At 65.4% G+C, this 22648-nt stretch carries 23 protein-coding genes; 13 read left to right on the top strand and 10 right to left on the bottom strand.

Translation table 11 applies throughout. The features are described from left to right. The first annotated feature begins 7 nt into the window (after positions 1-7). From hisD to hisIE, 7 genes are read left to right on the top strand one after another with little or no spacing between them, the layout of a single operon-like run. Positions 8-1306 carry a histidinol dehydrogenase gene (gene hisD / locus ASD82_RS15710; protein WP_056718742.1) on the top strand — a complete coding sequence of 433 codons (1299 nt, stop codon included), beginning with the start codon at positions 8-10 and terminating at the stop codon, positions 1304-1306. Next, positions 1303-2394 carry a histidinol-phosphate transaminase gene (gene hisC / locus ASD82_RS15715; protein WP_056718743.1) on the top strand — a complete coding sequence of 364 codons (1092 nt, stop codon included), beginning with the start codon at positions 1303-1305 and terminating at the stop codon, positions 2392-2394. The genes hisD and hisC overlap by 4 nt, the downstream gene beginning before the upstream one ends. Next, complete coding sequence (hisB, locus tag ASD82_RS15720; RefSeq protein WP_056718744.1) at positions 2391-3458, top strand: bifunctional histidinol-phosphatase/imidazoleglycerol-phosphate dehydratase HisB; 1068 nt, start codon at positions 2391-2393, stop codon at positions 3456-3458. Before hisC ends, hisB begins: the two co-directional genes overlap by 4 nt. Then, the gene (gene hisH / locus ASD82_RS15725) at positions 3458-4048 is read left to right on the top strand and encodes an imidazole glycerol phosphate synthase subunit HisH (protein ID WP_056718745.1); all 591 of its coding nucleotides are present in this window, start codon (positions 3458-3460) and stop codon (positions 4046-4048) included. Before hisB ends, hisH begins: the two co-directional genes overlap by 1 nt. Beyond that, positions 4045-4773 (top strand): 1-(5-phosphoribosyl)-5-[(5-phosphoribosylamino)methylideneamino]imidazole-4-carboxamide isomerase, encoded by a 729-nt coding sequence (gene hisA / locus ASD82_RS15730; protein ID WP_056718746.1) that lies wholly within the window; start codon positions 4045-4047, stop codon positions 4771-4773. Before hisH ends, hisA begins: the two co-directional genes overlap by 4 nt. After that, positions 4767-5537, top strand: a complete 771-nt coding sequence (gene hisF / locus ASD82_RS15735) for an imidazole glycerol phosphate synthase subunit HisF (protein WP_056718747.1) — start codon at positions 4767-4769, stop codon at positions 5535-5537. The genes hisA and hisF overlap by 7 nt, the downstream gene beginning before the upstream one ends. A 10-nt stretch (positions 5538-5547) precedes the next feature. Further along, positions 5548-6177: a bifunctional phosphoribosyl-AMP cyclohydrolase/phosphoribosyl-ATP diphosphatase HisIE gene (gene hisIE, locus ASD82_RS15740; RefSeq protein ID WP_082542745.1), complete on the top strand. Its 630-nt coding sequence runs from the start codon at positions 5548-5550 to the stop codon at positions 6175-6177. 150 nt (positions 6178-6327) lie between these two features. Here hisIE and ASD82_RS15745 read toward each other — a convergent pair whose 3' ends face one another. After that, positions 6328-7362 carry a LysR family transcriptional regulator gene (locus tag ASD82_RS15745; RefSeq protein ID WP_056719140.1) on the bottom strand — a complete coding sequence of 345 codons (1035 nt, stop codon included), beginning with the start codon at positions 7360-7362 and terminating at the stop codon, positions 6328-6330. 74 nt (positions 7363-7436) lie between these two features. Further along, positions 7437-7832, bottom strand: coding sequence for a hypothetical protein (locus ASD82_RS15750; protein ID WP_056718749.1), 396 nt, complete (start codon positions 7830-7832; stop codon positions 7437-7439). A gap of 145 nt (positions 7833-7977) precedes the next feature. Between ASD82_RS15750 and ASD82_RS15755 the strand changes: the two genes are divergently transcribed. Together ASD82_RS15755 and ASD82_RS15760 are read left to right on the top strand one after the other, a co-directional pair. Then, the gene (locus ASD82_RS15755; RefSeq protein WP_056718750.1) at positions 7978-11019 is read left to right on the top strand and encodes a sensor histidine kinase; all 3042 of its coding nucleotides are present in this window, start codon (positions 7978-7980) and stop codon (positions 11017-11019) included. Continuing rightward, positions 11012-11638 carry a response regulator transcription factor gene (locus ASD82_RS15760; protein WP_056718751.1) on the top strand — a complete coding sequence of 209 codons (627 nt, stop codon included), beginning with the start codon at positions 11012-11014 and terminating at the stop codon, positions 11636-11638. The genes ASD82_RS15755 and ASD82_RS15760 overlap by 8 nt, the downstream gene beginning before the upstream one ends. 91 nt (positions 11639-11729) lie before the next feature. Here ASD82_RS15760 and ASD82_RS15765 read toward each other — a convergent pair whose 3' ends face one another. From ASD82_RS15765 to ASD82_RS15775, 3 genes are all read right to left on the bottom strand, one after another. Continuing rightward, positions 11730-13139 (bottom strand): trehalose-6-phosphate synthase, encoded by a 1410-nt coding sequence (locus ASD82_RS15765; RefSeq protein WP_056718752.1) that lies wholly within the window; start codon positions 13137-13139, stop codon positions 11730-11732. Positions 13140-13199: 60 nt separating this feature from the next. Further along, positions 13200-13847 (bottom strand): hypothetical protein, encoded by a 648-nt coding sequence (locus ASD82_RS15770; protein ID WP_056718753.1) that lies wholly within the window; start codon positions 13845-13847, stop codon positions 13200-13202. A 256-nt stretch (positions 13848-14103) separates the two neighbouring features. Beyond that, positions 14104-15000 (bottom strand): LysR family transcriptional regulator, encoded by an 897-nt coding sequence (locus ASD82_RS15775; protein WP_056718754.1) that lies wholly within the window; start codon positions 14998-15000, stop codon positions 14104-14106. 98 nt (positions 15001-15098) lie between these two features. On the opposite strand from ASD82_RS15775, the gene ASD82_RS15780 reads away from it, so the two are divergent. Then, positions 15099-15848 (top strand): glucose 1-dehydrogenase, encoded by a 750-nt coding sequence (locus ASD82_RS15780; protein ID WP_056718755.1) that lies wholly within the window; start codon positions 15099-15101, stop codon positions 15846-15848. Positions 15849-15881: 33 nt separating this feature from the next. Then, positions 15882-16301, top strand: coding sequence for a hypothetical protein (locus tag ASD82_RS15785; protein ID WP_056718756.1), 420 nt, complete (start codon positions 15882-15884; stop codon positions 16299-16301). 107 nt (positions 16302-16408) lie between these two features. Here the strand turns inward: ASD82_RS15785 and ASD82_RS15790 are convergent, their stop codons facing one another. Next, complete coding sequence (locus ASD82_RS15790) at positions 16409-16903, bottom strand: Ohr family peroxiredoxin (RefSeq protein WP_056718757.1); 495 nt, start codon at positions 16901-16903, stop codon at positions 16409-16411. Positions 16904-17063: 160 nt separating this feature from the next. Continuing rightward, the gene (locus tag ASD82_RS15795) at positions 17064-17873 is read right to left on the bottom strand and encodes an SDR family oxidoreductase (protein WP_056718758.1); all 810 of its coding nucleotides are present in this window, start codon (positions 17871-17873) and stop codon (positions 17064-17066) included. A gap of 331 nt (positions 17874-18204) precedes the next feature. Here ASD82_RS15795 and ASD82_RS15800 point away from each other — a divergent pair, with 331 nt between their 5' ends. Both ASD82_RS15800 and ASD82_RS15805 read left to right on the top strand, forming a co-directional pair. Further along, positions 18205-18684 carry a carboxymuconolactone decarboxylase family protein gene (locus ASD82_RS15800; protein WP_056718759.1) on the top strand — a complete coding sequence of 160 codons (480 nt, stop codon included), beginning with the start codon at positions 18205-18207 and terminating at the stop codon, positions 18682-18684. Then, positions 18681-19172 (top strand): cupin domain-containing protein, encoded by a 492-nt coding sequence (locus ASD82_RS15805; protein ID WP_235577775.1) that lies wholly within the window; start codon positions 18681-18683, stop codon positions 19170-19172. The genes ASD82_RS15800 and ASD82_RS15805 overlap by 4 nt, the downstream gene beginning before the upstream one ends. A gap of 162 nt (positions 19173-19334) precedes the next feature. Here ASD82_RS15805 and ASD82_RS15810 read toward each other — a convergent pair whose 3' ends face one another. The 3 genes from ASD82_RS15810 to ASD82_RS15820 all read right to left on the bottom strand — a co-directional run bounded on the left by ASD82_RS15810 (position 19335) and on the right by ASD82_RS15820 (position 22505). Then, positions 19335-20306, bottom strand: a complete 972-nt coding sequence (locus tag ASD82_RS15810) for an MBL fold metallo-hydrolase (protein ID WP_200950333.1) — start codon at positions 20304-20306, stop codon at positions 19335-19337. A gap of 173 nt (positions 20307-20479) precedes the next feature. Next, positions 20480-21271, bottom strand: coding sequence for a hypothetical protein (locus ASD82_RS15815; protein WP_056718760.1), 792 nt, complete (start codon positions 21269-21271; stop codon positions 20480-20482). 4 nt (positions 21272-21275) lie between these two features. After that, the gene (locus ASD82_RS15820) at positions 21276-22505 is read right to left on the bottom strand and encodes a hypothetical protein (RefSeq protein WP_157598947.1); all 1230 of its coding nucleotides are present in this window, start codon (positions 22503-22505) and stop codon (positions 21276-21278) included. Positions 22506-22648: the final 143 nt, after the last annotated feature.

Here is a 22648-nt window from a genome sequence, read left to right on the forward strand (position 1 = left end):
AGCTGACATGAAGCGCCTCGACTGGAACGCACTGGATGAAGTCGCCCGTGGCGAGGCGCTGGCGCGGCCGGCGCAATCGCGTGCGGAAGCCTTGCGTCACGGCGTCGGGCAGATCATCGCTGCCGTGCGCGCGCGTGGCGATGCCGCGTTGCGCGAGTTCAGCGCGCAATACGATCGCTGCGCGCTGGACGCGATCGCCGTGGACGAGGCTGAGTTCGCCGTCGCCGAGGCCGCGCTCAATCCCGCGTTGAAGGCGGCGATTCGCGAGGCGGCCGGGCGCATCGAGCTGTTCCATCGCGCCAGCGCACTCCAGCCGGTGGCCGTCGACACCGCGCCGGGCGTGCGGGTGGAACGGATGCTGCGCCCGGTCGGCCGGGTCGGCCTGTACGTGCCGGCCGGCAGCGCGCCGCTGCCCTCGACCGCGCTGATGCTGGGCGTTCCGGCGCAGATCGCCGGATGTCGCGAGGTGGTGTTGTGTTCGCCGGCACGCGCCGACGGCCGTTGCGACGAGGCGGTGCTGTACGCGGCCCGGCTCACCGGCGTGCACAAGGTATTCAAGCTCGGTGGCGCCCAGGCGATCGCCGCGATGGCCTACGGTACCGACAGCGTGCCCCGATGCGACAAGCTGTTCGGGCCGGGCAATGCGTGGGTGACCGAGGCGAAGTTGCAGGTGTCGATCGATCCCGACGGTGCGGCGATCGACATGCCGGCCGGTCCGTCCGAGGTGCTGGTGATTGCCGACGCGGCGGCCAACCCGGCGTTCGTCGCCGCCGACCTGTTGTCGCAGGCCGAGCACGGGCCGGATTCGCAGGTGATCCTGCTCAGCCCGTCGGCCGATCTGCTGGCCAGGGCGGCGGCGGAAGTCGAGCGGCAATGCGCCGACTTGCCGCGCGCCGACATTGCGCGACAGGCGCTGGCGCAGAGCCGGCTGGTCCTGGTCGAATCGCTGGTGCAGGCGGTCGAGGTCAGCAACCGCTACGCACCCGAACACCTGATCCTGCAGGTCGCCGAGCCGCGCGAACTGCTCGAAGGCGTCGACAGCGCCGGCTCGATCTTCCTCGGCCAGTGGACGCCCGAGTCCGTCGGCGACTACTGCAGCGGCAGCAACCACGTGCTGCCCACGTACGGCCACGCGCGCAGCTACAGCGGCGTGTCGGTGGCCAGTTTCCAGAAGCAGATCAGCGTGCAGGAAGTGTCTGCCGACGGCCTGCGCCAGATCGGCCCGTGCACCGCGACGCTGGCGGCGGCCGAGCAACTGGAGGCGCACCGCCGCGCCGTGACCCTGCGACTGGAGGCCTTGGCATGAGCGTGCTCGAGCTGGCCCGGCCGGAGATCCGCGCGATGCAGCCGTATTCCTCGGCGCGCATGGAGGCCAGCGGCGGACAGGTTTTCCTCAACGCGAATGAATCGGCCTGGCCGCCGCCGGGCGACGATGGCCTGGGCTGCAATCGCTACCCGGAACCGCAGCCGGCGGCGCTGGTCGCGACCCTGGCCGCCCTGTACGGCGTGCGCCACGAGCAACTGCTGGTCGGCCGGGGCAGCGACGAAGCCATCGACCTGCTGATTCGCGGGTTCTGCCGTGCAGGCGAGGACGCGATCCTGATCCAGCCGCCCACTTTCGGCATGTACGGCGTCTGCGCCCGCATCCAGAACGCGGCAGTGATCGAGGTGGCGCTGGCGGATGACTTCACGCTGGACGTGGATGCGGTGCTCGCTGCCGTCACACCCGCGGTGAAGCTGATTTTCGTCTGCACGCCGAACAATCCCAGTGGCCAGTGCGTGCCACGCGAGGATGTCGAGCGTCTGCTGCAGCAGCTCGACGGGCGCGCCTTGCTGGTGGTGGACGAGGCGTACATCGAATTTGCCTTCGAGCGCAGCGTGGCCGATCTCATCGATCGTTACGAAGGCCTCGCCGTGCTGCGCACCTTGTCCAAGGCCTGGGCGCTGGCCGGTGCACGCATCGGCTGCCTGCTGGCCAATCCCGAAGTGATCGCGCTGCTGCGCCGGATCATGCCGCCATACCCGCTGCCGCTGCCGTGCGTGGCTGCCGCGATGGCGGCGCTTTCCGAAGCGGGGCAGGCGCAGGCGCGCGAACACCTGGCCGTGCTGCGCAACGAACACGAACGGGTGCGCGGCACGCTGGCCGCGCTGCCCTGCGTGCGCGGCGTGCTGCCGTCACAGGCGAACTTCCTCGCCGTGCGCTTCGACGACGCCGGCGCGATCTACCAGCGCCTGCTGGCCGCCGGTGTGGTGGTGCGCGACGTGCGGCGCTATCCGAAGCTGGGTGACGCCTTGCGCATCACCATCGGCACGCCGGCCGAGAACGACCGGATGCTCGCCGTCCTGGAGGGTGCGGCGACGCAAGGCCGGGATCTTTCCGGGGGAGCGGCATGAAGCAGACAAAGTTCCTCTTCGTCGACCGTGACGGCTGCCTGATCGAGGAGCCAGCCGACGAGCAGATCGACAGCTACGCGAAGCTGGCCTTGCTGCCGGGCGTGATCGCCGCGTTGCAGCGTTTCGTGGCCGCCGGCTACGAATTGGTGATGGTCACCAACCAGGATGGTCTGGGCACCGACAGTTTCCCCGAAGCCGATTTCAACGGGCCGCATGACTTGCTGCTGGGCATCCTCGCCTCGCAAGGCATCCGCTTCCGCGAGGTGCTGATCGACCGCAGTTTCCCGCACGAAGGCCTGGACACGCGCAAGCCCGGCATCGGCCTGGCCCGGCATTACCTGGCCGATGACAGCTGGAGCCGGGCCGCCTCGGCGATGGTTGGCGATCGCGAGACCGACCTGCAGTTCGCCGCCAATCTCGGCGTGCGCGGTTGTCGCGTGGGGCCGCTCGGAGTGAGCTGGGAAGCGCTGGCCCACGAACTGCTCGACGCGCCGCGTACCGCCACGGTGGTGCGCAACACGAAGGAAACCCGCATCACGGTCAGCGTGGATCTCGATCGCGTGGCCGAACCGAAGGCACATACCGGCCTGGGCTTCTTCGACCACATGCTGGAACAGATCGGCAAGCACGGCGGCTTCGCGCTGGAGCTGGCCTGCGCTGGCGACACCCACATTGACGAACACCACACCATTGAGGACTGCGCACTGGCGCTGGGCCAGGCGCTGAAGCAGGCGCTGGGCGACAAGCGCGGCATCGGCCGTTACGGCTTCACCCTGCCGATGGACGAAGCGCAAGCCAGCGCGGCGCTGGATCTGTCCGGCCGTCCCTATTTCGTGTTTGAAGGCAGTTTCCCCCGCGAGCGCGTGGGCGAGGTGCCGACCGAGCTGGTGCCGCATTTCTTCCGCTCGCTGTGCGAAACGCTGGGCGCAAACCTGCACCTGAGCGTGCGCGGCGACAACGCGCATCACATGGTCGAGGCCTGCTTCAAGGTGGTGGCGCGCAGCTTGCGCCAGGCGCTGCGCCGCGAAGGCAGCGAGCTGCCCAGCACCAAGGGTGCGCTGTAATGAGCGTGGTGCTGGTCGACGCGGGCGGCACCAATATCGGTTCGGTGCGCTATGCGTTGCAGCGGCTCGGCGTGGACGCCGCGCTGACTTCCGACGCGGCGACGATCCGCTCCGCCGACAAGGTGATCCTGCCCGGCGTCGGCGCGGCTGGCCCCGGCATGGCGCGGTTGCGCGAGCTGGGCCTGGTCGAGGTTTTGCGCGGGTTGACCCAGCCGGTGCTCGGCGTGTGCCTGGGCATGCAGTTGCTGTGCGCGCATTCGGAGGAGGGCGATACCGCATGCCTCGGGGTGATTCCCGCGCCGGTTCGACGCTTCGTCGAAGCGCCCGGCCTGCGCGTGCCGCACATGGGCTGGAACGCGTTGTCGATCCGGCGGAAACATCCGCTGCTGGCCGGGCTCGACGACGGCGAGCAGGCCTACTTCGTGCACAGCTACGCCGTGCCGACGGGGGAATGGACGCTGGCCGACAGTGATTACGGCGAGCCGTTCTCCGCAGTGATCGCCCGCGACAATTTCCACGGCATGCAATTCCACCCCGAGCGCTCCGCCGCCGTCGGCGCGAAGCTCCTGCAGAATTTCCTCGACCTATGAGTTTCGACATCATTCCCGCCATCGACCTGCGCGGCGGCCAGGTGGTGCGCCTGAAGCAGGGCGACTATGCGCAGCAGACGACTTACGCGGCCGATCCGCGCGAGCTGGCAAAGCGCTACGCGCAGGCCGGCGCAGCATGGCTGCACCTGGTCGACCTGGACGGTGCGCGCTCGGGCCGGCTCGACAATCTCGCGGTGATCGCGTCGATCGCTGCCGACGGCATGGCGATCCAGGCCGGCGGCGGCGCGCGCGAGGAAGCCGATCTGCAGCGACTGTTCGATGCCGGCGTGCAGCGCGTGGTGCTGGGCAGCGTGGCGATCCGCGATCCCGAACGCGTCGCCGGATGGCTGGCCAAATACGGCACGGAACGCCTGACCCTCGCGCTGGACACGCGCCATGTCGACGGACGCTGGGCGCTGCCCAGCGCGGGCTGGACCGAAGTCGAGGCGCGTACGCTGGACGAACTGGCGCCGTGGTATGCCGCCCGCGGTGCGCGCCACCTGCTGTGCACCGACATCGACCGCGACGGCATGCTGGCCGGTTTCAATCTCGATCTCTATCGCCATCTTGCCGAGTCCGTTCCGTCGCTGGCGGTGCAGGCTTCCGGCGGCGTGCGTTCGCTGGACGACATCCGCGCGGCGCGCGAAGCCGGCGCATGTGGCGTGATTCTCGGCCGCGCGCTGCTGGAAGGACGCTTCACGGTCGAGGAAGCACTCGCATGCTGAGTCGCCGCATCATCCCCTGCCTCGACGTGCGCGATGGCCAGGTGGTCAAGGGCGTGCGCTTCCGCGATCACGTGGTGATGGGTGAGATCGTGGATCTCGCGCTGCGCTATCGCGACGAAGGCGCCGACGAACTGGTGTTCTACGACATCACCGCCAGCCCCGAAGGGCGCAGCGTGGATCGCGGCTGGGTCGAGAAGGTTGCCCGCGTGATCGACATTCCGTTCTGCGTCGCCGGCGGCATCCGCTCGGTCGACGAGGCCCGCGCCGTGCTGCACGCGGGCGCCGACAAGATCTCGGTGAACTCGCCCGCGCTGGAACGCCCCGCGCTGATCGACGAACTGGCTGCCGCGTTCGGCGTGCAGTGTGTGGTGGTCGGCATCGACTCGTTGCGCGACGCCGATGGTGAATGGCGCGTGCGCCAGTACACCGGCGACCCCACGAAAACCCAGGCGCTGGCACGCCGCACGCTGGACTGGATGGTCGAGGCACAGCAGCGCGGTGCGGGCGAGATCGTGCTGAACTGCATGGGCAGCGACGGCGTGCGCGCGGGTTACGACCTCGAACAACTCTCCGTCGCCCGGGCAATCTGCCACGTGCCGCTGATCGCCTCCGGTGGCGCCGGCGCGCCGGAACATTTTCGCGATGCCTTCGTTGATGCCGACGTCGACGGCGCGCTGGCCGCCAGCGTGTTCCACTCCGGCGCCATCGCGATCCCCGCACTCAAGCACTACCTGCACGAATGTGGCGTAGTGGTGCGCCTGTGAGGAAGCAATGATGAGCGATAATACCGATACCAGCCGCCTCGACTGGGCCAAGGGCGATGGCCTGCTGCCGGCGATCGTGCAGCACTGGTTCACCGGCGAAGTGCTGATGCTGGGCTACATGACGGCCGCGGCGCTGGCCGAAACGCAGCGCAGCGGCCACGTCACCTTCCACAGCCGCAGCAAGCAGCGGCTGTGGACCAAGGGCGAAAGCTCGGGTCACGTGCTCGTGCTGAAATCCATCCGCATCGACTGCGACGCCGACACCTTGCTGATCCAGGCCGACCCACGCGGCCCCACCTGCCACACCGGCACCTCCAGCTGCTTCGGCGACAGCGCCGACGTGCGCCCGCCGCTGGGCTTTCTCGCCGAACTCGATGCATTGGTGGCGCAGAGGCACGCCGAGCGCCCCGAAGGCAGCTACACCACCAGGCTATTCGACGGCGGCATTCGCCGCATCGCGCAGAAGGTGGGCGAGGAGGGTGTCGAGACGGCGCTGGCCGCCGTGGCGCAGGGAGATGACGAGTTGCTGGGCGAAGCTGCGGACCTGGTGTTTCATCTCACCGTGGCGTTGCGGGCCCGCGGGTTATCACTGGCGGATATGGCGGACGTGCTTGCCAGGCGGCATCGGCAATCAACGTGATGCTGCGCCGGCCTCCCGGCTGGGTCGATATCGCTGCTGCAATCACCATGCACTCATGACTCGTTGAGTCCATGGATATCCGCAATGATGTCCTGCTTTCACGGTGGCAGGGCGTAGCGAGCATCGACAGGTTTCGTCGATCCGGTAGGATCATGACAGGGCGGCGACGCTGGCGGCCAGGGTCGGCTTGGCACGGTGCACCTCCAGTTCGATGCTGCAGAGGTCTAACGCCCGTATGCTGGTGGTCACGAAGTCGATGAATGCCCGGATCCGCTTGGGCAACTGCTGCCGGCTCAGGTAGCACAGGTAGTGCCCGCGGTCGTCAGGTGCGAGGTGTGCCAGACAGGCCACCAGTGTGCCGTCGCGCAGCGCTTCGCTCGCCTGGTATGCCGGCAGTTGGGCCAAGCCCTGGCCATCAAGCACCGCCCGCATGGCAAGTGACGAGTCATTGACAACGATGGCCCCGTTCGGTGTGATGCTGCGCTGCTGGCCGTCGATCTTGAAATCCCAGCTCTGCAGCCGGCCATTGGCAAGACGCTGGTTGATGCATGAGTGGGAGGCCACCTCATCGATCGAATGCGGCAAACCATGCTGGCGTGCGTACTTGGGCGACGCGCAGACATGCAGTTGCATCGGGATCAGTTGCTTGGCGATGATCTGGCTGTCGTCCAGACGGCCGTCACGGAAGGCGACATCGAAGCCGTCGCTTGCCAGGTCCACCATGCCATCCTCGAGCAGCAACTCAAGCGTCACCGCGGGGTAACGTGTGCGAAATTCGGCCATCAGCGGCGCGACAACCTTGCGGCCAAATCCGTGGGGAGCGCTGACCTTCAACCGTCCGCGCGGAGGGCCATCGCGCAGATCGCGCATCTCTTCGAGTGCCTGCAGGATTCGATCGACCCCGGGACGGCAGTTACGGTAGAACAGCTCGCCTTCGCGAGTGATCGATGTGGCGCGCGTGGTACGGCAGAACAGGCGGGTGCCGATCTGGCCCTCGAGCTTCTGCACGCTACGGCTCACCGCCGATCGGCCAATCCCCAGCCTGTCGGCAGCACGGGAAAAACTGCCTTCGTTGGCTACGGTGAGGAAGGCGATCACGCCGGCATAGCTGGCCGTAAGGCTGGATGCCAGGAGATCCTGGTGGTCGGATTCGGACAGCCACGGTGGCGACGGGATATTGGGCATGGCAAGACTCATTCTGGTCCGTGCGGTTGTGTCAGGCTGGCAGCAATGTCCCTTCTGCGATATCCCATGTCAGGTCAGTCGTCGGCCCCTCGATCCGGGGTGTGGGTCTTGATGTGGATGACTCGACGGCCGTAGCGCCGGGCATCGATCGAGAACGCGCCGGGGCCGATCAGCGCGATCGCCGCACAGCAGCCGACATGCCCGGCAAGGAGCAGTTGCTGAGTTGGACCGACCGCGGTCAGAACGACGGCAACACCCGAGCCGAGAAGCAGGGCGGCCCATGGTGTTGCCAGCCCGAGCAACAGGAGCAGGGCCACCAACGCGGCGGCCAGGTAAAGGATGCTGGTGTCGAGAAGGCCAATTGGCAGCATTGCCGCGATACCAAAAGCGACAAAGGCATAACCCGTGCGTACCAGCAGCAAGGCCAGCCCGGCGGCACCATCAGGGTAACGGCATGCGTAATTGCTCATGCCGCGAAGATATCGCCATATCGGTTGTTCGCGAGGCCCCTGTCGAGGGAGGTGTGATCCCCCCGATCGAGGGTAGGATATCCGTCGCCCATCAGGTGGATGGCAAGGCTGGCTCGCCGGGCGAGGCCGGGGATCGATCGAAGCGATGTGGCTATTCAAAACCTTTTTGTTCGCAGTCTTGGCCACGCTACCCCTGATGACGGCTGCGGAAGAGCCTCGCTCCCTTGCGCACTATTCTCACCAGCGCTGGATCGAGGGAAGCGAGGCGCCGGTACCCGTGCAGGCCATGGCGCAGGGAAGGGACGGCTTCCTTTGGCTTGCAACGGGCGAAGGGCTGTTCCGCTTCGACGGGATCCGCTTCGAACGGATCGAAGCGGAAGGCAGTGACCGGAAGAACGACCTGCCAAGCGCGCTGCTGGTGACGAAAAGCGGCGACGTCTGGACCAATTTCGAAACCTCGTACCGTTTCGGAGTCTATCGACTGGGCACGCTTCACATCCTGGATGGCCCACCTGCCCCGAGCCGGATCGTCGAGATGGTGGAAGGGTTAGATGGCTCGGTATGGGCGCTGACAGCGAATTTCAATGCGGAAGTGCTCCGTTACCGCGACGGGCGATGGAGAACGTTCAACGCGGCCGATGGTCTTCCGCTGAGCAATTCCGCGAACATGCTGGTGGCGGTCGATGGCGCGATCTGGATCGCATGCAGCGATGCAGTCGCGCGACTGGCACCGGGCGCCGAGCGGTTCGAGATCTATCGCCGGACGTCCCCAGCCATGCTGTCGCAGGACCCGGATGGGCGGATCTGGCTCACGGAGGGTGGCAAGAGTTATCCCATTACCGGACCGGGCGGGCAGGGCGCACCGGTATCGTTGCGCGCACCCTATCGCACTGGCGACGGAGATACCCGGGGAGCGCCGCTGTTCGACCGGGAAGGAAATCTCTGGATCGCGACCCGCCATAACGGCGTGCGGCGCTTCGCGGTGCCGGCAGCTACGCCCGGCGGTGGCGGCAATGAGCCCGAATCCTTCACCAGCCGGGACGGCTTGTCCTCGGATGTGACGAACCAGATTCTGGAGGACCGGGAGGGAAATGTATGGGTGGGAACCGAAGGTGGCCTCGACAAGTTCCGCCCCGCCACCCTGGTCGCCGAGCCGTCGCTCGGGTCTCCCGCGGTCTTTGGCGACAAACTGCTTGCTGCGTCCGATGGCAGCGTCTACATCGGCCAGGCGCGCACCGTCTATCGCGTCAAGCCCGGCGGAGTGCCCGAGCCGATCCTGCGCCATGTCGTGGAGCCCGAGAGTCTTTGCGAGGCCCCGGGCGGGGCGATCTGGATTGGTTTTTCGAAGCAGATCGTGGTGTGGGCCGACGGCGCTGTCCGCAAGACGATCGAACGCCCTGATCGGGACGCCAGTCACAACGTCATCTACGATTGTGCCTTTGATGGGAGCGGCGACTTCTGGATCTCCGCGGCCGGGGGAGGCGTGCACCGATACAGCAACGGCACATGGGAGGCAGTGCTGGCGCCAGGCGATCGTGCCGACTTCTATCCGACCTCCATGGTCCGAACGCCACAGGGAGGCGTCGTTGTCCAGACCGGAGACAGGCTGGTCTGGATCGATCATTCCGGCCGACACTTCACGCATCTCGACTTCGGGCTGGGCCCGATCAAGGTCCTCACGCTCTGCTCGAATGCAGACGATGTCCGTGCCGCCGGCGCCTTCGGACTGTCGCGGTTCCGCGCGGGGGAGGTTGAAACGCTCCGGGCGGAGCCGGTGTCGGCGAGGAGCCGCATCAACGGGATGGTGCGAACGGCGGAAGGTGATACCTGGCTCGCCTATCCCAAGTCGCTGGTCCGCTTTCGGTCCGGCGAGCTTGAGCGTGCATTCCGCGACGGGAAATTCCCGACGCCGCAGCTGTCGCTCGGCTTTGGCGACGGTCTGAGAAGCCGCCCGCATTCGCATTCTCAACGTTCCATGGTGCGCGGCGGCGATGGGCGCCTGTGGGTCGCGACGGAGACGGGGACGCTGTGGATGGACCCCGCTCACATTGTCCGCAACGAGCTGCCTCCGGGGGTTGCGATCAAGTCGATCACCGTCGATGGGCACATGCACCGGGATCCCGGAGGGCTGGAATTGCCTGCGGCGGCGGCCAATGTCCAGCTGGATTTCGCAGCGCTGAGCTTCGCCGATCCTGGCCGTGTCAGTGTGCGGTACAAGCTTGAGGGTTTTGACCAGGACTGGGTCGACCCCGATGCGCGACGGCAGGCGTTCTATACCAACCTGCCGCCCGGCAAATACACGTTCCGCGTCATCGCCGCCAACAACAACGGCGTCTGGAACAGGGCTGGCGCATCGCTGGACTTCGAGATACCGCCCACCTTCATCCAGTCGACGTGGTTTCTGTTGTTCTGCTCCGTGCTGGCAGTCTTCGTACTATGGGTCCTGTATCGGCTGCGAGTGGCCCAGATCAGCCGCCGTATCCATGGCACGCTGAATGAGCGGGTCAAGGAGCGCGAGCGCATTGCACGAGAGCTGCATGACACTCTGCTGCAGGGCGTCCAGGGATTGATGCTTCGTTTTCAGGCAACTGCGGACCGGATTGCCGGTGACGAAAAATCGCGGGTGCAACTCGAGATGGCGCTGGCGGCGGCCGACGACGTCGTGGTCGATGCCAGAAACCGCGTGCGGGACCTGCGTGGCGCGGAAGACCCGAGTGACCTATGCATGCTGATCGAGCAGCTTGTCGCTGACGTACCGTTCGATCCGCCCATCCCCGTTCGCATCGTGGTCGAAGGAAAGCCGCGGCTGCTGCATCCACTGGTCGCTGCGGAAATCAAGAGAATAGTGCGCGAGGCGCTTCTCAACATCGCCAATCACGCTGGTGCCTCGTCTGCCGAAGTCGCGATTGGCTTCGAGCGCCGACACCTGGCCATACGCACACGGGATGACGGCATCGGCATCTCCCCCGAGGTACTGGCGCTCGGACACCGCGACGGGCACTTCGGCATGATCGGCATGCGCGAACGCGCCGAGAAGATCGGGGGAGTCATGACGATCAGCAGCAGACGCGGCATGGGCTCCGAGATCACGCTCACCCTCCCGGCAAGACTGGCTTTCGTGAGGCGCAGGCCACACCATCTGGTCTGGCTGCCGTGGCCAAGGCGAAGGAACCCGATCGATGAGTGACCAGAAGATCCGAATTCTCGTTGTCGATGACCATCCCGTCCTGCGGGACGGGGTGGCAGCCATCCTGGAGAACCAGCTCGACATGGAGTTGGCGGGTGAGGCGCGCAACGGGGAAGAGGCGGTCGAGCGTTTTCGCGCGCTGCGCCCGGACGTGACGCTGATGGATCTGCAGATGCCTGGAATGAATGGCGTTGACGCGATCGCCGCGATCCGGGCCGAATGTCCTGGCGCCAGAATCATTGTGCTGACCACCTACAGCGGTGACGCGCAGGCAGTGCGCGCATTGAAGGCGGGTGCGGTCGGGTATCTGCTCAAGAACAGCCTGCGGGTCGAACTGATGGATGCAATTCGTGACGTCCATCGCGGCCAGCGCCGGGTGCAGCGCGACATTGCCGATGAGATTGCGCTGCATGTGGTCGACGAAGCGCTTACCGAACGTGAAACCTCGATCCTGCGGCTGGTGGCGATCGGAAAGGCGAACAAACAGGTGGCGTCGGAGCTTGGCTTGTCCGAAGAGACGATCAAGGGGCACCTGAAGAACATCTTCTCCAAGCTTGATGTCGCGGATCGTACGCATGCGGTCACGGTGGCGGCGCGACGGGGCATCATCGAGCTGTGAACTTCGGCCGCAATAGTCGGGGCATGATCCACCTGTGGCGTGTGAACAGCGTGGTGCTGGAGTACGCCGGGTCAGTCTGCAACCGCGCGCATCACCGTACGACGCGAGGGGACGTCGGCGCAGGGATGGGTGATCCGGCTGTTTCCAGCGCGTGCAGGAAGCCTCTCTGCCATTTGCCCGTGTCGTTCTCCCGCAATCGATTGATCAACACATGCCAGCGTTCCACGCGTTCACCGAGCGGCATGTCCGATGCAGTGACGATGGCATCGGCGACGTCGTCCAGGTCCAGCGGGTTGACGATCAGTGACTCCTTCATTTCGCAGGCGGCTCCTGCAAAGGCCGATAGCACAAGCACCCCGGGATTCTTCCCGTCCTGAGCGGCGACAAATTCCTTCGCCACCAGGTTCATGCCATCACGCAGTGGCGTTACCAGGGCAACGCGTGCCATGCGGTAGAAGCCGGCCAAGGTGTCGTGGGTGAAGTTGCGATTGACGTAACGCAAAGGCGTCCAGTCGGGTTCCGCATGGCTGCCGTTGAGGTGGCCCGCAATCTGTTCCAGCTGGCTGCGCAGTGTCTGGTATTCGGTCACTTCGCAACGCGAGAGGGGAGCTATCTGTAGAAAGGTCAGCTTGCCCTTCCGCGTGGGGTGGCGTTCCAGGTAGCGCTGGAAGCTCTGGAAGCGCTCAGGCAATCCCTTGGAGTAGTCCAGGCGGTCAACGCCGATGGCCAGTTGCCGCGGCATCACGCTCTTGCCGAGGGCGCGTACGACGGGTTTGCGGGTGGCCTCGGCGGCTTGATGGGCGATCAGCTCGGTATCGATGCCGATTGGAAAGGCACCAATGCGAAAGCCGTGGCCATCGGCGGCCCGCAATTCGGTGGGGCCAGCTTCTGCGCACCCGCCAAACAGTAGTGCATAGGTCCGGAAGCGCTCGACATCACCCTGGGTCTGGAAGCCCACCAGATCGCACGCGTGGAGAAGGCAGATCAGCCGGCGGTGATCCGGCAAGGCCTGGACCAGGTCAGCCGACGGCATCGGTACGTGCAAAAAGAAGCCGATCCTGCAGCCGATGCCCAACTCGCGGAGCATCGATGCCAGCGGAATCAGGTGGTAGTCGTGGATCCACAACGTGTCGTTGTCGCGCAGCAACGGTGCCAGCTTCCCGGCGAACATCCGGTTCACGCGCAAATAGCCGTCACGGCTTTTCCGATCGCAATCGACCAGGTCGACACGTGAGTGCAGCAACGGCCACAGCGTGCGATTGGAAAAGCCGTTGTAATAATCGTCATGATCGCGCTGGGAAAGGTTCGTGGTCACGAAGCGGATGTTCCCGGTGCGCTGATGATGGAGTTCACCGTTTGGCTCCGACGTGATCTTTCCGCTCCAGCCGAACCACACGCCACCTCGTGCATGCAGCGCAGCGAGCAGACAGATGGCCATTCCGCCGGCGCGATTCTCGCCGGGAAGGGCCACCCGATTGGAAACCACGACCAGACGGCTCATGAGGTTCTCGCTCGCGTGCAGAGAGGTGGTGGGTACATGGCAGCCCGCCGCGAGCGCGGGTCAGGCCGATTCCCTAAGCGACAAGGCCTGTTCCGGCGATGCTTGTTGACTGGCGATCGACAACTTCAGTGCGAAGTCGGTCCTGTTGCCGATGGCACGGAACGGTTCGCTCAGAAGCTGGCCAGGATCCACCGTCTCCACGCTGGTGTCCTTCAGGAGCCGCCGATAAAGGCCTTGCGGCGTCCAGGCCCAGTACGACCTGCCGAGCAGAAAGGCCATCAGCACCGCGCAGTTCGACCATCCGCGCAGCTGCGTGCCCCGGCCCGGAATTGCCTCCCGTACCTTGAGGACATGACCGGTTGCGCCCCAGCGCAGGAACCTGCCCGCTTCCTCGAACGTGAGGACGTTGACCATCAGGCGGGTCCACCATGGCTCAACCAGCAACCAGCTGTTGTCGTCGAGTTTGCGGATGGCGAACACGTGTTTGTGCTTCTTGTGGGCGAAACGATGCCACCACTGCGGATACAGGCCCGGGACAAAGCAGATCAGCCATTCGGCTGCCGGCAAAGTGACCGGCGAGCCGTTCTCATCGATGTCGATGGTGGGCTGGTTGATCGCATCGGTCACATCGTCGGGATCACGAACGTCGAAAGCTGCGAATGTCGGCCTCAGCGTCATCGCTTTCAAACTGTTGAGCAGTGGGAACATGTTTGGCTCCTTTCTCGATTCCGTGACAGGGCCATTCGACGAACCGGGGATGCAGCCCTGTTGAGATCACTTTAGGGTTGCGGCCGCGGCGTCGGAAGCCATGGACGTGTGTTCGCCGTGTTCCATGCGCGGAACCAATACCCAAGACGTGCATCGTGGCGAAGCTTCGTCATGACTACGGGAAGATGGCGCAGGGCCGATTGACGGACCGCGACAGGGTGCGGAACAATCAGGGCGATCCTCTTCGATGCGCCCTTCATGTCGCGATGAGTTGCCCGATCTCCTGCGCGACAAAGTCCGTGAGTAGCCTGACCCTGGAAGGCGTGAGCTTGCCGAAGGCGTGCAGTGACAGCAGCGGCAGCGAGGTCAGGCGCTGATTGCGCATGAGCTGGATCAGGTCGCCGCGATCGAGATCCGCCTGCACTGTGCACGTCATCAAATGGGCGACGCCCATACCGCTGAGCGCGGCTGCGCGCAATCCGAAACCCGTGTCCAGGCCGATGCGGCCCCGCGGCGTGATCGTGCTGCCGTCCGCGAACGTGAGCGGCAGTGTCCTGCCGGCAAGCAGGTAGCGGACAAATGGCAGTTCGCGCAGTTCCCGGATGGAGCGTGGCATGCCTGTCTTCCGCAGCAATGCCGGAGCTGCCACCAGCGACATCTCCAGCCGGGCGAGCGTCCGCATCTTCAGCTCGCTCTCCACGGTGGTGCCCACGCGGAACACCACGTCGTACCCCTCGCCGATCACGTCGACGTGGCGATCCGACAGTGCCAGGTCCAGTTCCAGCTGCGGATGCAGCGCCATGAACTTCGTGGTGATCGGCTCCATCAGCAGACGCCCGAGCTCGCTGGGCATGCTTACGCGCAGGCGACCATGGACGCCACCCCCGGAACGGATCGCATCGGCCGATTCCTCGATGTCGCGTACCGGTGACGCGACGCGATCAAAGAACGCCTGCCCATCCGGAGTGAGGCCAAGTGTGCGCGTCGATCGACGGAACAGCTGCGCGCCGAGTTCGGCTTCCAGCCGCCGGATCGCCTTCGAGATCGCCGACGGCGTGGTGCCCGTGTTGCGCGCCGCCGCGCTGAAGGAGCCGGCTTCCACCGCCCGCACGAACGCGACGAGGCCGGCCGACTGATTGAGCAGGCTGGACACTATGGCCTCCGTGGCACAGCTGATGTGCCGGATGCGGGACTGGTTGGTGGCGAGGACCGCCGCATATCTTGCCCACCATCAACTACACGGGACACGAGATGAATCGTCTGCAAGGCAAGACCGCCCTGATCACGGGTGGCAACAGCGGGATCGGCTTGGCGACGGCGGAACGGTTCGCCGCCGAAGGCGCACGGGTGATCGTGACCGCACGGCGGCAAAGTGTCCTCGACGCAGCAGTCCGGCGCATCGGGCACGGTGCGATCGGCATCCGCGGCGACGTCGCGGACATCGAACACCATGCCGCCTTGGCCGATGAACTCCGCGAGCGTTTCGGCGCACTCGACATCTACGTGGCGAACGCGGGCGTCAACACGATCACGCCCAGTGCGCAGGTGACGCCGGAGGAGTTCGACGCCCAGTTCAACGTCAATGCGCGCGGCGTGTTCTTCGGTGTCCAGCACGTCGCGCCGATCATCCGCGATGGCGGCAGCATCGTGTTGATCAGCTCGCTTGCCGCCACCAGGGCGCTCGATGGTCATGCCGTCTACGCCGGCTCGAAGGCCGCCATCCGGGCGTTTGCGCGCCATTGGGCGCTCGAGTTCAAGGCCAGGAGGATACGCGTCAACGTGCTCAGCCCGGGGCCGGTCGATACATCGATCCTGGAGAAGATGGGCATCCCCGAAGCCGATCGGCCCGGCTTCGTCAAGGCGATGGCCGGGATGATTCCGGCCGGCCGCTTCGGCGAAGCGGACGAGTTGGCACTGGCCGCCCTTTACCTGGCTTCGGACGAAAGCCGCTTCGTCAACGGCATCGAACTGCTGGTCGACGGCGGCATGTCGCTGAACTGATCCCACCCATCCCGAACACAAGGCAGGAAGAACATGACAACCACGCACAATCCGGAAATTCTCGATTTCATCGAACGACTGGCCGACACCGGAAGCCATTACCGCATGGAGGAAATGGAGCGCCTCTACCTGGACGATCTCGGTTTCCTCGTGCTCACTCCCCAAGGAAGCATCGCGCGTTTCTCGAAGGCGGAAATGCTTGGCGAGTTCAGGAGCCGTCGTGACGCCGGCGAACCGCCGTTGTCGACCGAGAAGCGCGTTCTGCACGTTGAGGAGCAGGGCGACGACGCGACCGCCGTGCTGTATCGGCGGATGAGCGATCAGGCCGACCCGGCCCTGTACGAGCTGCGCCTGCGCAAGGTTGATGGCACGTGGCTGGTCGCCGGGGAGACGGTCATGCCATGGCCGGACCTGGCCACGGCCCGGGGCTTCCTGCCGCCGCGCACGAAATAGGTCGGCAGGCTGGCGAGTGCGGGATCCGTACCTGCGGATTCCGCATTTTCCCGGTTGCCATCCGGCGTGATCCTGCAAGGCTTGGCGAGGTGCCATCTTCAGCCGGCTCAGGGATCGAGCGAAACCACGCAATCGATACCCGCGCGCGCCATCTTGGCGTACGGACAAAGGCGTTCGGTATGGCGCACCAGTTCGGCGGCCACGGTCCGATCGACACCGGGAAGGCGAATGCGGATGTCCGCCGACAGCATGAACATGCCGTCGACCGGGTCCCTGCCGAAGGCAACCCTGGCCACGACTTCGGCATCGGGAATGGCTACCTTGGCCCGTGCTGCAAGCAGGCTCAACGCGCCATGGAAGCAACCGGCGAAGGCCGCTGCGAACAGCTGTTCCGGATTGGTGCCGCCGCCTGAGCCACCCAGTTCTTCAGGCATGCGCAACTGTACGTCGAGCATGCCGTCGTCGGAACGCGCCACGCCCGACGCGCGCGCGTGCCTCGCCTCGCCGCCGTTGACGAAAACGGTACCGATATAGAGCGGCAGGAATTCCGTCCCGAAGTGCTTGTCGAGCAGGGAAACGGGAGGCGGTTGCGGCTTGGTCATGGATAAGGTTCGTCGTGCGTTGGAGATGTGCTGCGGGTGATGTGTCGTGCATGGATGACACGCTGCGCCGAATGGTTCGTCACGGGGAGCCGGCGTTACCGCGTACATGGTTCCGGGCAGTTCGCACCGCGTTGCCGCCGGAATCCTCATTGACGGATGCTCAGCGGGAAACTGCGCGAGCGGTCGCCGGGCCCTCGGCAGTTGCCAGGCGGTCGGCGAATGGCGAGCGGCTGAGCCAATCGTGGAAGTCCAGCACGCCGATGCGCGCTGGATCGGTGGGCAGCAGGGTGTCCGGTTCCAGCCTGGCGCCGAAATACAGGGCGGCGGGATCGGCAATCACATGTCGCGGATCGCCGATGATCGCCAGGAAGCGGCGGACCCATTCAGCCAGCGGCGCCTTGTCCGGCCCGGCGATCTCCACCACGTCGTTGCGTGGTGTGCCGCGTGCATAGTCACTCACCGCATCGGCCACGTCGTCGGAGGCGATCGGCTGCATCAGTCCGGTCGAAAGGTGAACCTCCCGATCGCCGGCGCCTTCATCGGCGATGCCGTTGAGGAACTCGAAGAACTGGGTGGAGCGGACGATGGTGTACGGCACGCCGCCCGCACGCACCAGCGCCTCCTGGGCCATCTTGGCGCGGATGTAGCCGCTGGCCGAGAACGCCGGCCGGTCGGTGCCCACTACCGACAAGGCCACGTGGTGTTGCACGCCGGTTGTCCGTTCCGCGGCGAACAGGTTGCGTCCCGATTTTTCGAAGAAGTCGAGCACGGCCCGATCCTCGAACGATGGTGAGTTGGCGAGATCGATCACCGTGTGCACGCCAGACATGGCTGCGTCGAGGCCTTCGCCGGTCACCGCGTTGACGCCGGACGACGGCGAGGCGGCGAACACTTCATGGCCGAGTTGGCGCAGCCGGTCCACCACCTTGCTTCCGATCAGGCCGGTGCCGCCGATGACGACGATTTTCATGATCCACCTCTTGCTGGTGACGGCGCCATCGGGCGCCTTGACGCCATCCTAGGTGCCGGTGCCGGCGGTCGATAGGTCACGCGCTGGCAGCAGCATGTTGCCCCGAGCGCAACAATCCACCGGATCACGACACCTTGCCGAGCGTCGATTCCGCATTCGTGTCAACAACGGATTTGTCGGTTTATTGGTGCGCCGCAATCAACACGGAGCGTCGGTTTCCGTGGCTACCGACGGGGTTGGTAGGCGCCTAGGCTGAAAGCCGTCACGCCATTGAGCGCGAGCGGGCCCTCAGCCGATCTGGGGACAGCATCACTCAACGAGGAACGCAACCATGACCCAACGTGTCGATTATCAAAAACAGGCGCCCGAGCTTTTCCATGGGCTGGTCGCCCTGAACATGCTGGTGAACAAATCCAGCATCGAGGAATCCATCTGCGACCTGGTCGATATCCGCGCATCGCAGATCAACGGCTGCGGCTTCTGCCTGGACATGCACATCAAGCAGGCCGTGATGCACGGCGAGCGGCCGCTGCGCCTGCATCATCTGGCGATCTGGCGCGAATCCACGCTGTTCTCGCCGCGCGAGCGCGCTGCGCTGGCCTGGACCGAGGCGCTCACCCAGTTGTCGCCGCAGGGCGTTTCCGACGAGGTCTACGAACGCGTGCGCACCCAGCTGTCGGAAAAGGAGATCACCGATCTCAGTTACGCGGTGATGGCCATCAATGCCTGGAACCGCATCAACGTGGCTTTCAGGAGCGTTCCCGGCTCGCTCGACAAGGCATTCGGCCTGGACAAGGCCGGCCTGGCTTGACCGACTCACAACGCGGCGATGATTCGTCCGTCGCCGCGGCCATCCACTGCAAGGAGACAACCATGCGAGCATTCAGGATTCTGGGGCTGTTGAGCCTCTTCGTAGCTGGCGCGGCTCTCGCGCATTCGCCGGCACCGGCGCACGGGCCGGCGCAACCACCAGCCGCCGAAGTCGCGGCATTGATGACCAAGGCGCTCTCCGACTATCCGGGCAAGGAGGCGCTGATGATCAGCGTCACCTATCCGCCGGGCGCGGTCGACCCGGTGCATCGTCACGATGCTCATGCCTTTCTCTATGTTCTTGAAGGCTCGATCGTGATGGGTCTGAAGGGCGGCAAGGAAGTCACCCTGACGCCCGGCCAGACGTTCTATGAAGGACCGAACGACATCCACACCATTGGCCGCAACGCCAGCCTCACCAAGCCGGCGAAGTTCCTGGTGGTGCTGCTGAAAAACCAGGACGAGGACGTGGTGCTGCCGGTCGATTGAGCAGGTCGCCCAGTGTTCATGACCTGCCCGGAGCCTGGCGAGGGCAGGTTTGGCGTGCTGCTGGGCCTGCGTACACGGCCACGCCGGGAGACTCCTGACAGTCTCCCGGCGTGGCCGTGTCGCGGGCGCGGGATGCAGCAGCACTGCGTCCCGCACGGCAACTCAGTTTCCTCCGCTCGCCCCGGGACGGTTCTGCGTATAGCTCAACGGCACGTAGACGTAGCCGCTGCCGTCTTCGGCTCGTGCGACGTGACCGAATGACGGGAATGACAGATGTGCCGCGCCGATCAGGTAGCCCTGTCTTGCCGCATCGGCGAACGCCGCCTCACGCACGCGTTCGGCCTCGCGGTTGTCGCTGTCCCAGACGATGCGCACGGACGGATCGCGGAACTGCATCACCGCCGAATGCACCACGTCGCCCCACAGGACCAGCTTCGCGCCCTTGCTCTCCACTGCGAAAAAACTGTGGCCAGGAGTGTGTCCCGGGCGGGGGATCGCGCGGACGCCGGGGGTGATCTGCGTCTCGCCGTCGAACAGCTGCAGCTTGCCCGCAGCGACATAAGGCTCGAACGTCTTGCGGGCAACGTCGAAGCTGACCCGGACGGCCGCCGACGCCCCGGATTCGTTCGCGTGATTCATCCAATAGTCGTACTCGGCCTTGTCGACGTGCAGGGTTGCGTTTGGAAACGCCCGTTGGCCGTTCTGCAGCAGGCCGCCGATGTGGTCGACGTGCATGTGAGTGATCACGACCTCATCGACCTGCTCGGGCGCATAGCCCGCAGCTCGCAAACCGGCGATGGTGTGTCCCAGGTCGGGACCATAGAACTTGCCGGCGCCCGCATCCACCAGCACCAGCCTGGTGCCGGTGTTGATGAGGAACTGGTTCATCGATGATTCAACCGGAAGCTTCTGAAAAGCCTTCCGGTACTGCGTCCTGATCGTGTCGGGGGAAGCGCCGATCAACAACTGGTCCATCGGGAAATCGATCGTGCCGTCACTCAGTGCAGTCACCTCGAAGTCGCCCAGCATCAGGCGGTAATAACCCGGTGCCTGGGCGCGCACCAGGGGTGCGGCGGATGCGGCGCCGGCGGTGAGCATCGGGCCGATGCCAAGGGCCAGCGCGCTGGCCAGCATGGTGCGGGCGAATCGATAGGTTGGGAACATCATGAATCCTCCGGGAAAGGGCAGTATTGGGTGAGTCGAAACGTTCAACGGACGTCTTTCGGGACGTTCCGGCGATGCGGTTTCGATGTGTTGACAACCGGCGTGCGCACGGCTGTTGCGACGAAGCGGAGAGAGGCAGCAGTTCACCGCGCCGTCTGTGGCGGCGCTCCCGCTTCCGGCGACAGGGACGGGCCGATGTGGAAGACCACGACGGCATCCATCGCAGGCTTTGGTGGCGAGTCCATCGCTGTCTCGAAATGCCTGCCCGGGCGATTTCCGGCAGGGTCTTCCAGGGTGCCGCGCACGGCCAGCCGATAGGTGCCGGCCTGCCATGGGGCGTCCGGGACAAACGTCCATGTGGTCTCGCCATCCTTCAGCGCCGCACGACCGTCCACGATGCGATTGTCGGCGGCGACGATCGTGACGTAGTCCGTGTCGCGGCCATCGATCGGAGCATCCAGCGCGACGACCAGCGGCTGGCGGGTCGCAACGCGGACCGGGGACAGTCGCCACGCCGATACCATCGGGCCGTTTGCGTCCGTCGATCCGACATGCCACCGCCGGACGGGACGTTCATCGAGGGTGAGGAGCACATCATCTCCCGTACTCAGGATCGGTCCCAGCTTTTCCCTCGCGACCAACCCGGTCTTTACCCGCCCCGGATGGAACAGAAGGGTCAGGATCCGGCCGTCCGGGGACCACAGTTCCTGCGGCAGGAACGGCTGCTGCAGCAGCGTTCCGTCGAGATGCGCCAGTCCGATCCTTGGCAGCACCGGCCCTTCGACCGGTGCTGCGAACTCGATCGACAGCCGCAGCAGGTTCGCAGGCACCTCGGCTGCGGACGGCCACACCTGGATGACGCGCGCTTCCGGGACCCCGGCATGGGCCAGCGGCAGTGCGAGCGCCAGCATGGCGACACCAGGCAGCGGGCGCATGGTTCTACTCCGGCGCCTTGATCAGGTCGGGCAGGCCTTCGTCCTTCAGCAGCATGTCCTGCCGCGGCTTGATGTTCCGTTGCTGGAACGTGTTGCCTTTGAAGCTGAAGTCGGGGAACGCGTACTCGGACACGTGGTCGGACATGCGGAAACTGAGGTCCTTGCCGATCGAAACGAGTTGCAGCAGGTCCTGCTGGAGATCGCGGCGGACCACGGCGAACGACTTGTCGTCGAGGTTGTCGATGCGCAACGCGCCGGCGAGCGGCGCTTCCATCACGTCGACGCCGCTGATCTGTCCGAACGGCACCTGGGTCTCGATGCCCGGGCGGACACGTGCCGCCTCCAGCTCCGCGACCGGAATGACGTTCGACACGCGGTTGAAGTTCACCAGCATGAGGAAGTTCTCGGTCTTGCCCCGTACGGTGATGGAATACGGGATCATCCCGGCCGGCGTGTTGCCATAGCCGAGCTCGGCGACCGTCTTGCCGCGCACGTGGGCACCATCCCTCAACGCGTCGAGCGGAATGATCACCAGCGGCGTACACGTATAGGCGGCTACCAGGTAGGGCTTGCCGCCCAACTTGGCGAAGCTCATTGCGCGGATCGGCGCGCGCGTCTCGAGCAGGTTGTGGCCGCCGTGGAAGATCTCCACGGACGTGATCGACTGCTTCGCGTCGAACGGGTAGCGCACCCGTCGCAGGGTGGAGGCGAAGTCCTGGTTCGAGAGGCCGGCGACGAAGAGTTCGCCGTTGCGCCATTTCATGTCGGTCACCGTGAAGCTGCGCTCAGGCGTCTGCTTCCAGAATTTCGCGTTGGAAGTGGGTGCGTCGCGCAGTGCCGCCGATGTTGACGGGGCGGCCTTCAGATCGAAGCGGCGAGCCTTTCCGTCGCTGGTCACCACGAACAGCGCCGGGGTCTTTTCGGCGCCGTAGCTGACGGCGACGTAGACCTCGGCCGTGCCCGGTCGAACTGCCATGTCCTCGACGGACACCCGGACCCCGCCGACCTGCCTCGAGAGCAGCGTCTCGAGGTCGAGGATGTTGAACGCGGTGCCGGCCGGTTGGCGGGGTGCTGGCGGAAGTTCGATCGCATGGACCTTCGCGGCCTTCCAGTCGGCGACGAAGAGAACGTTGTCGGGTCCGGCGGCGAGGCGGGAGATCGATTCGACGTTGGCCGCAAACGCGCTGGCGGGCAGGGCCAGAAGACAGGCGATGGCAATGAGCTGGGGACGCATGATGATTCCTCGATACGGTGGTGACGCGGGCTCGGAAAGCGCGACCGGGATTCACATCCGGACGCGAGCCGGGATCGGCTCTCCCGTAAGGTAGGGTCGGCGACACCGCGCCGCGGCGGTAGCCACGTGAGGCGAATCATCGT

Source organism: Rhodanobacter sp. Root179, from assembly GCF_001428465.1.
In the GTDB taxonomy this organism is placed as follows: Bacteria; Pseudomonadota; Gammaproteobacteria; order Xanthomonadales; family Rhodanobacteraceae; genus Rhodanobacter.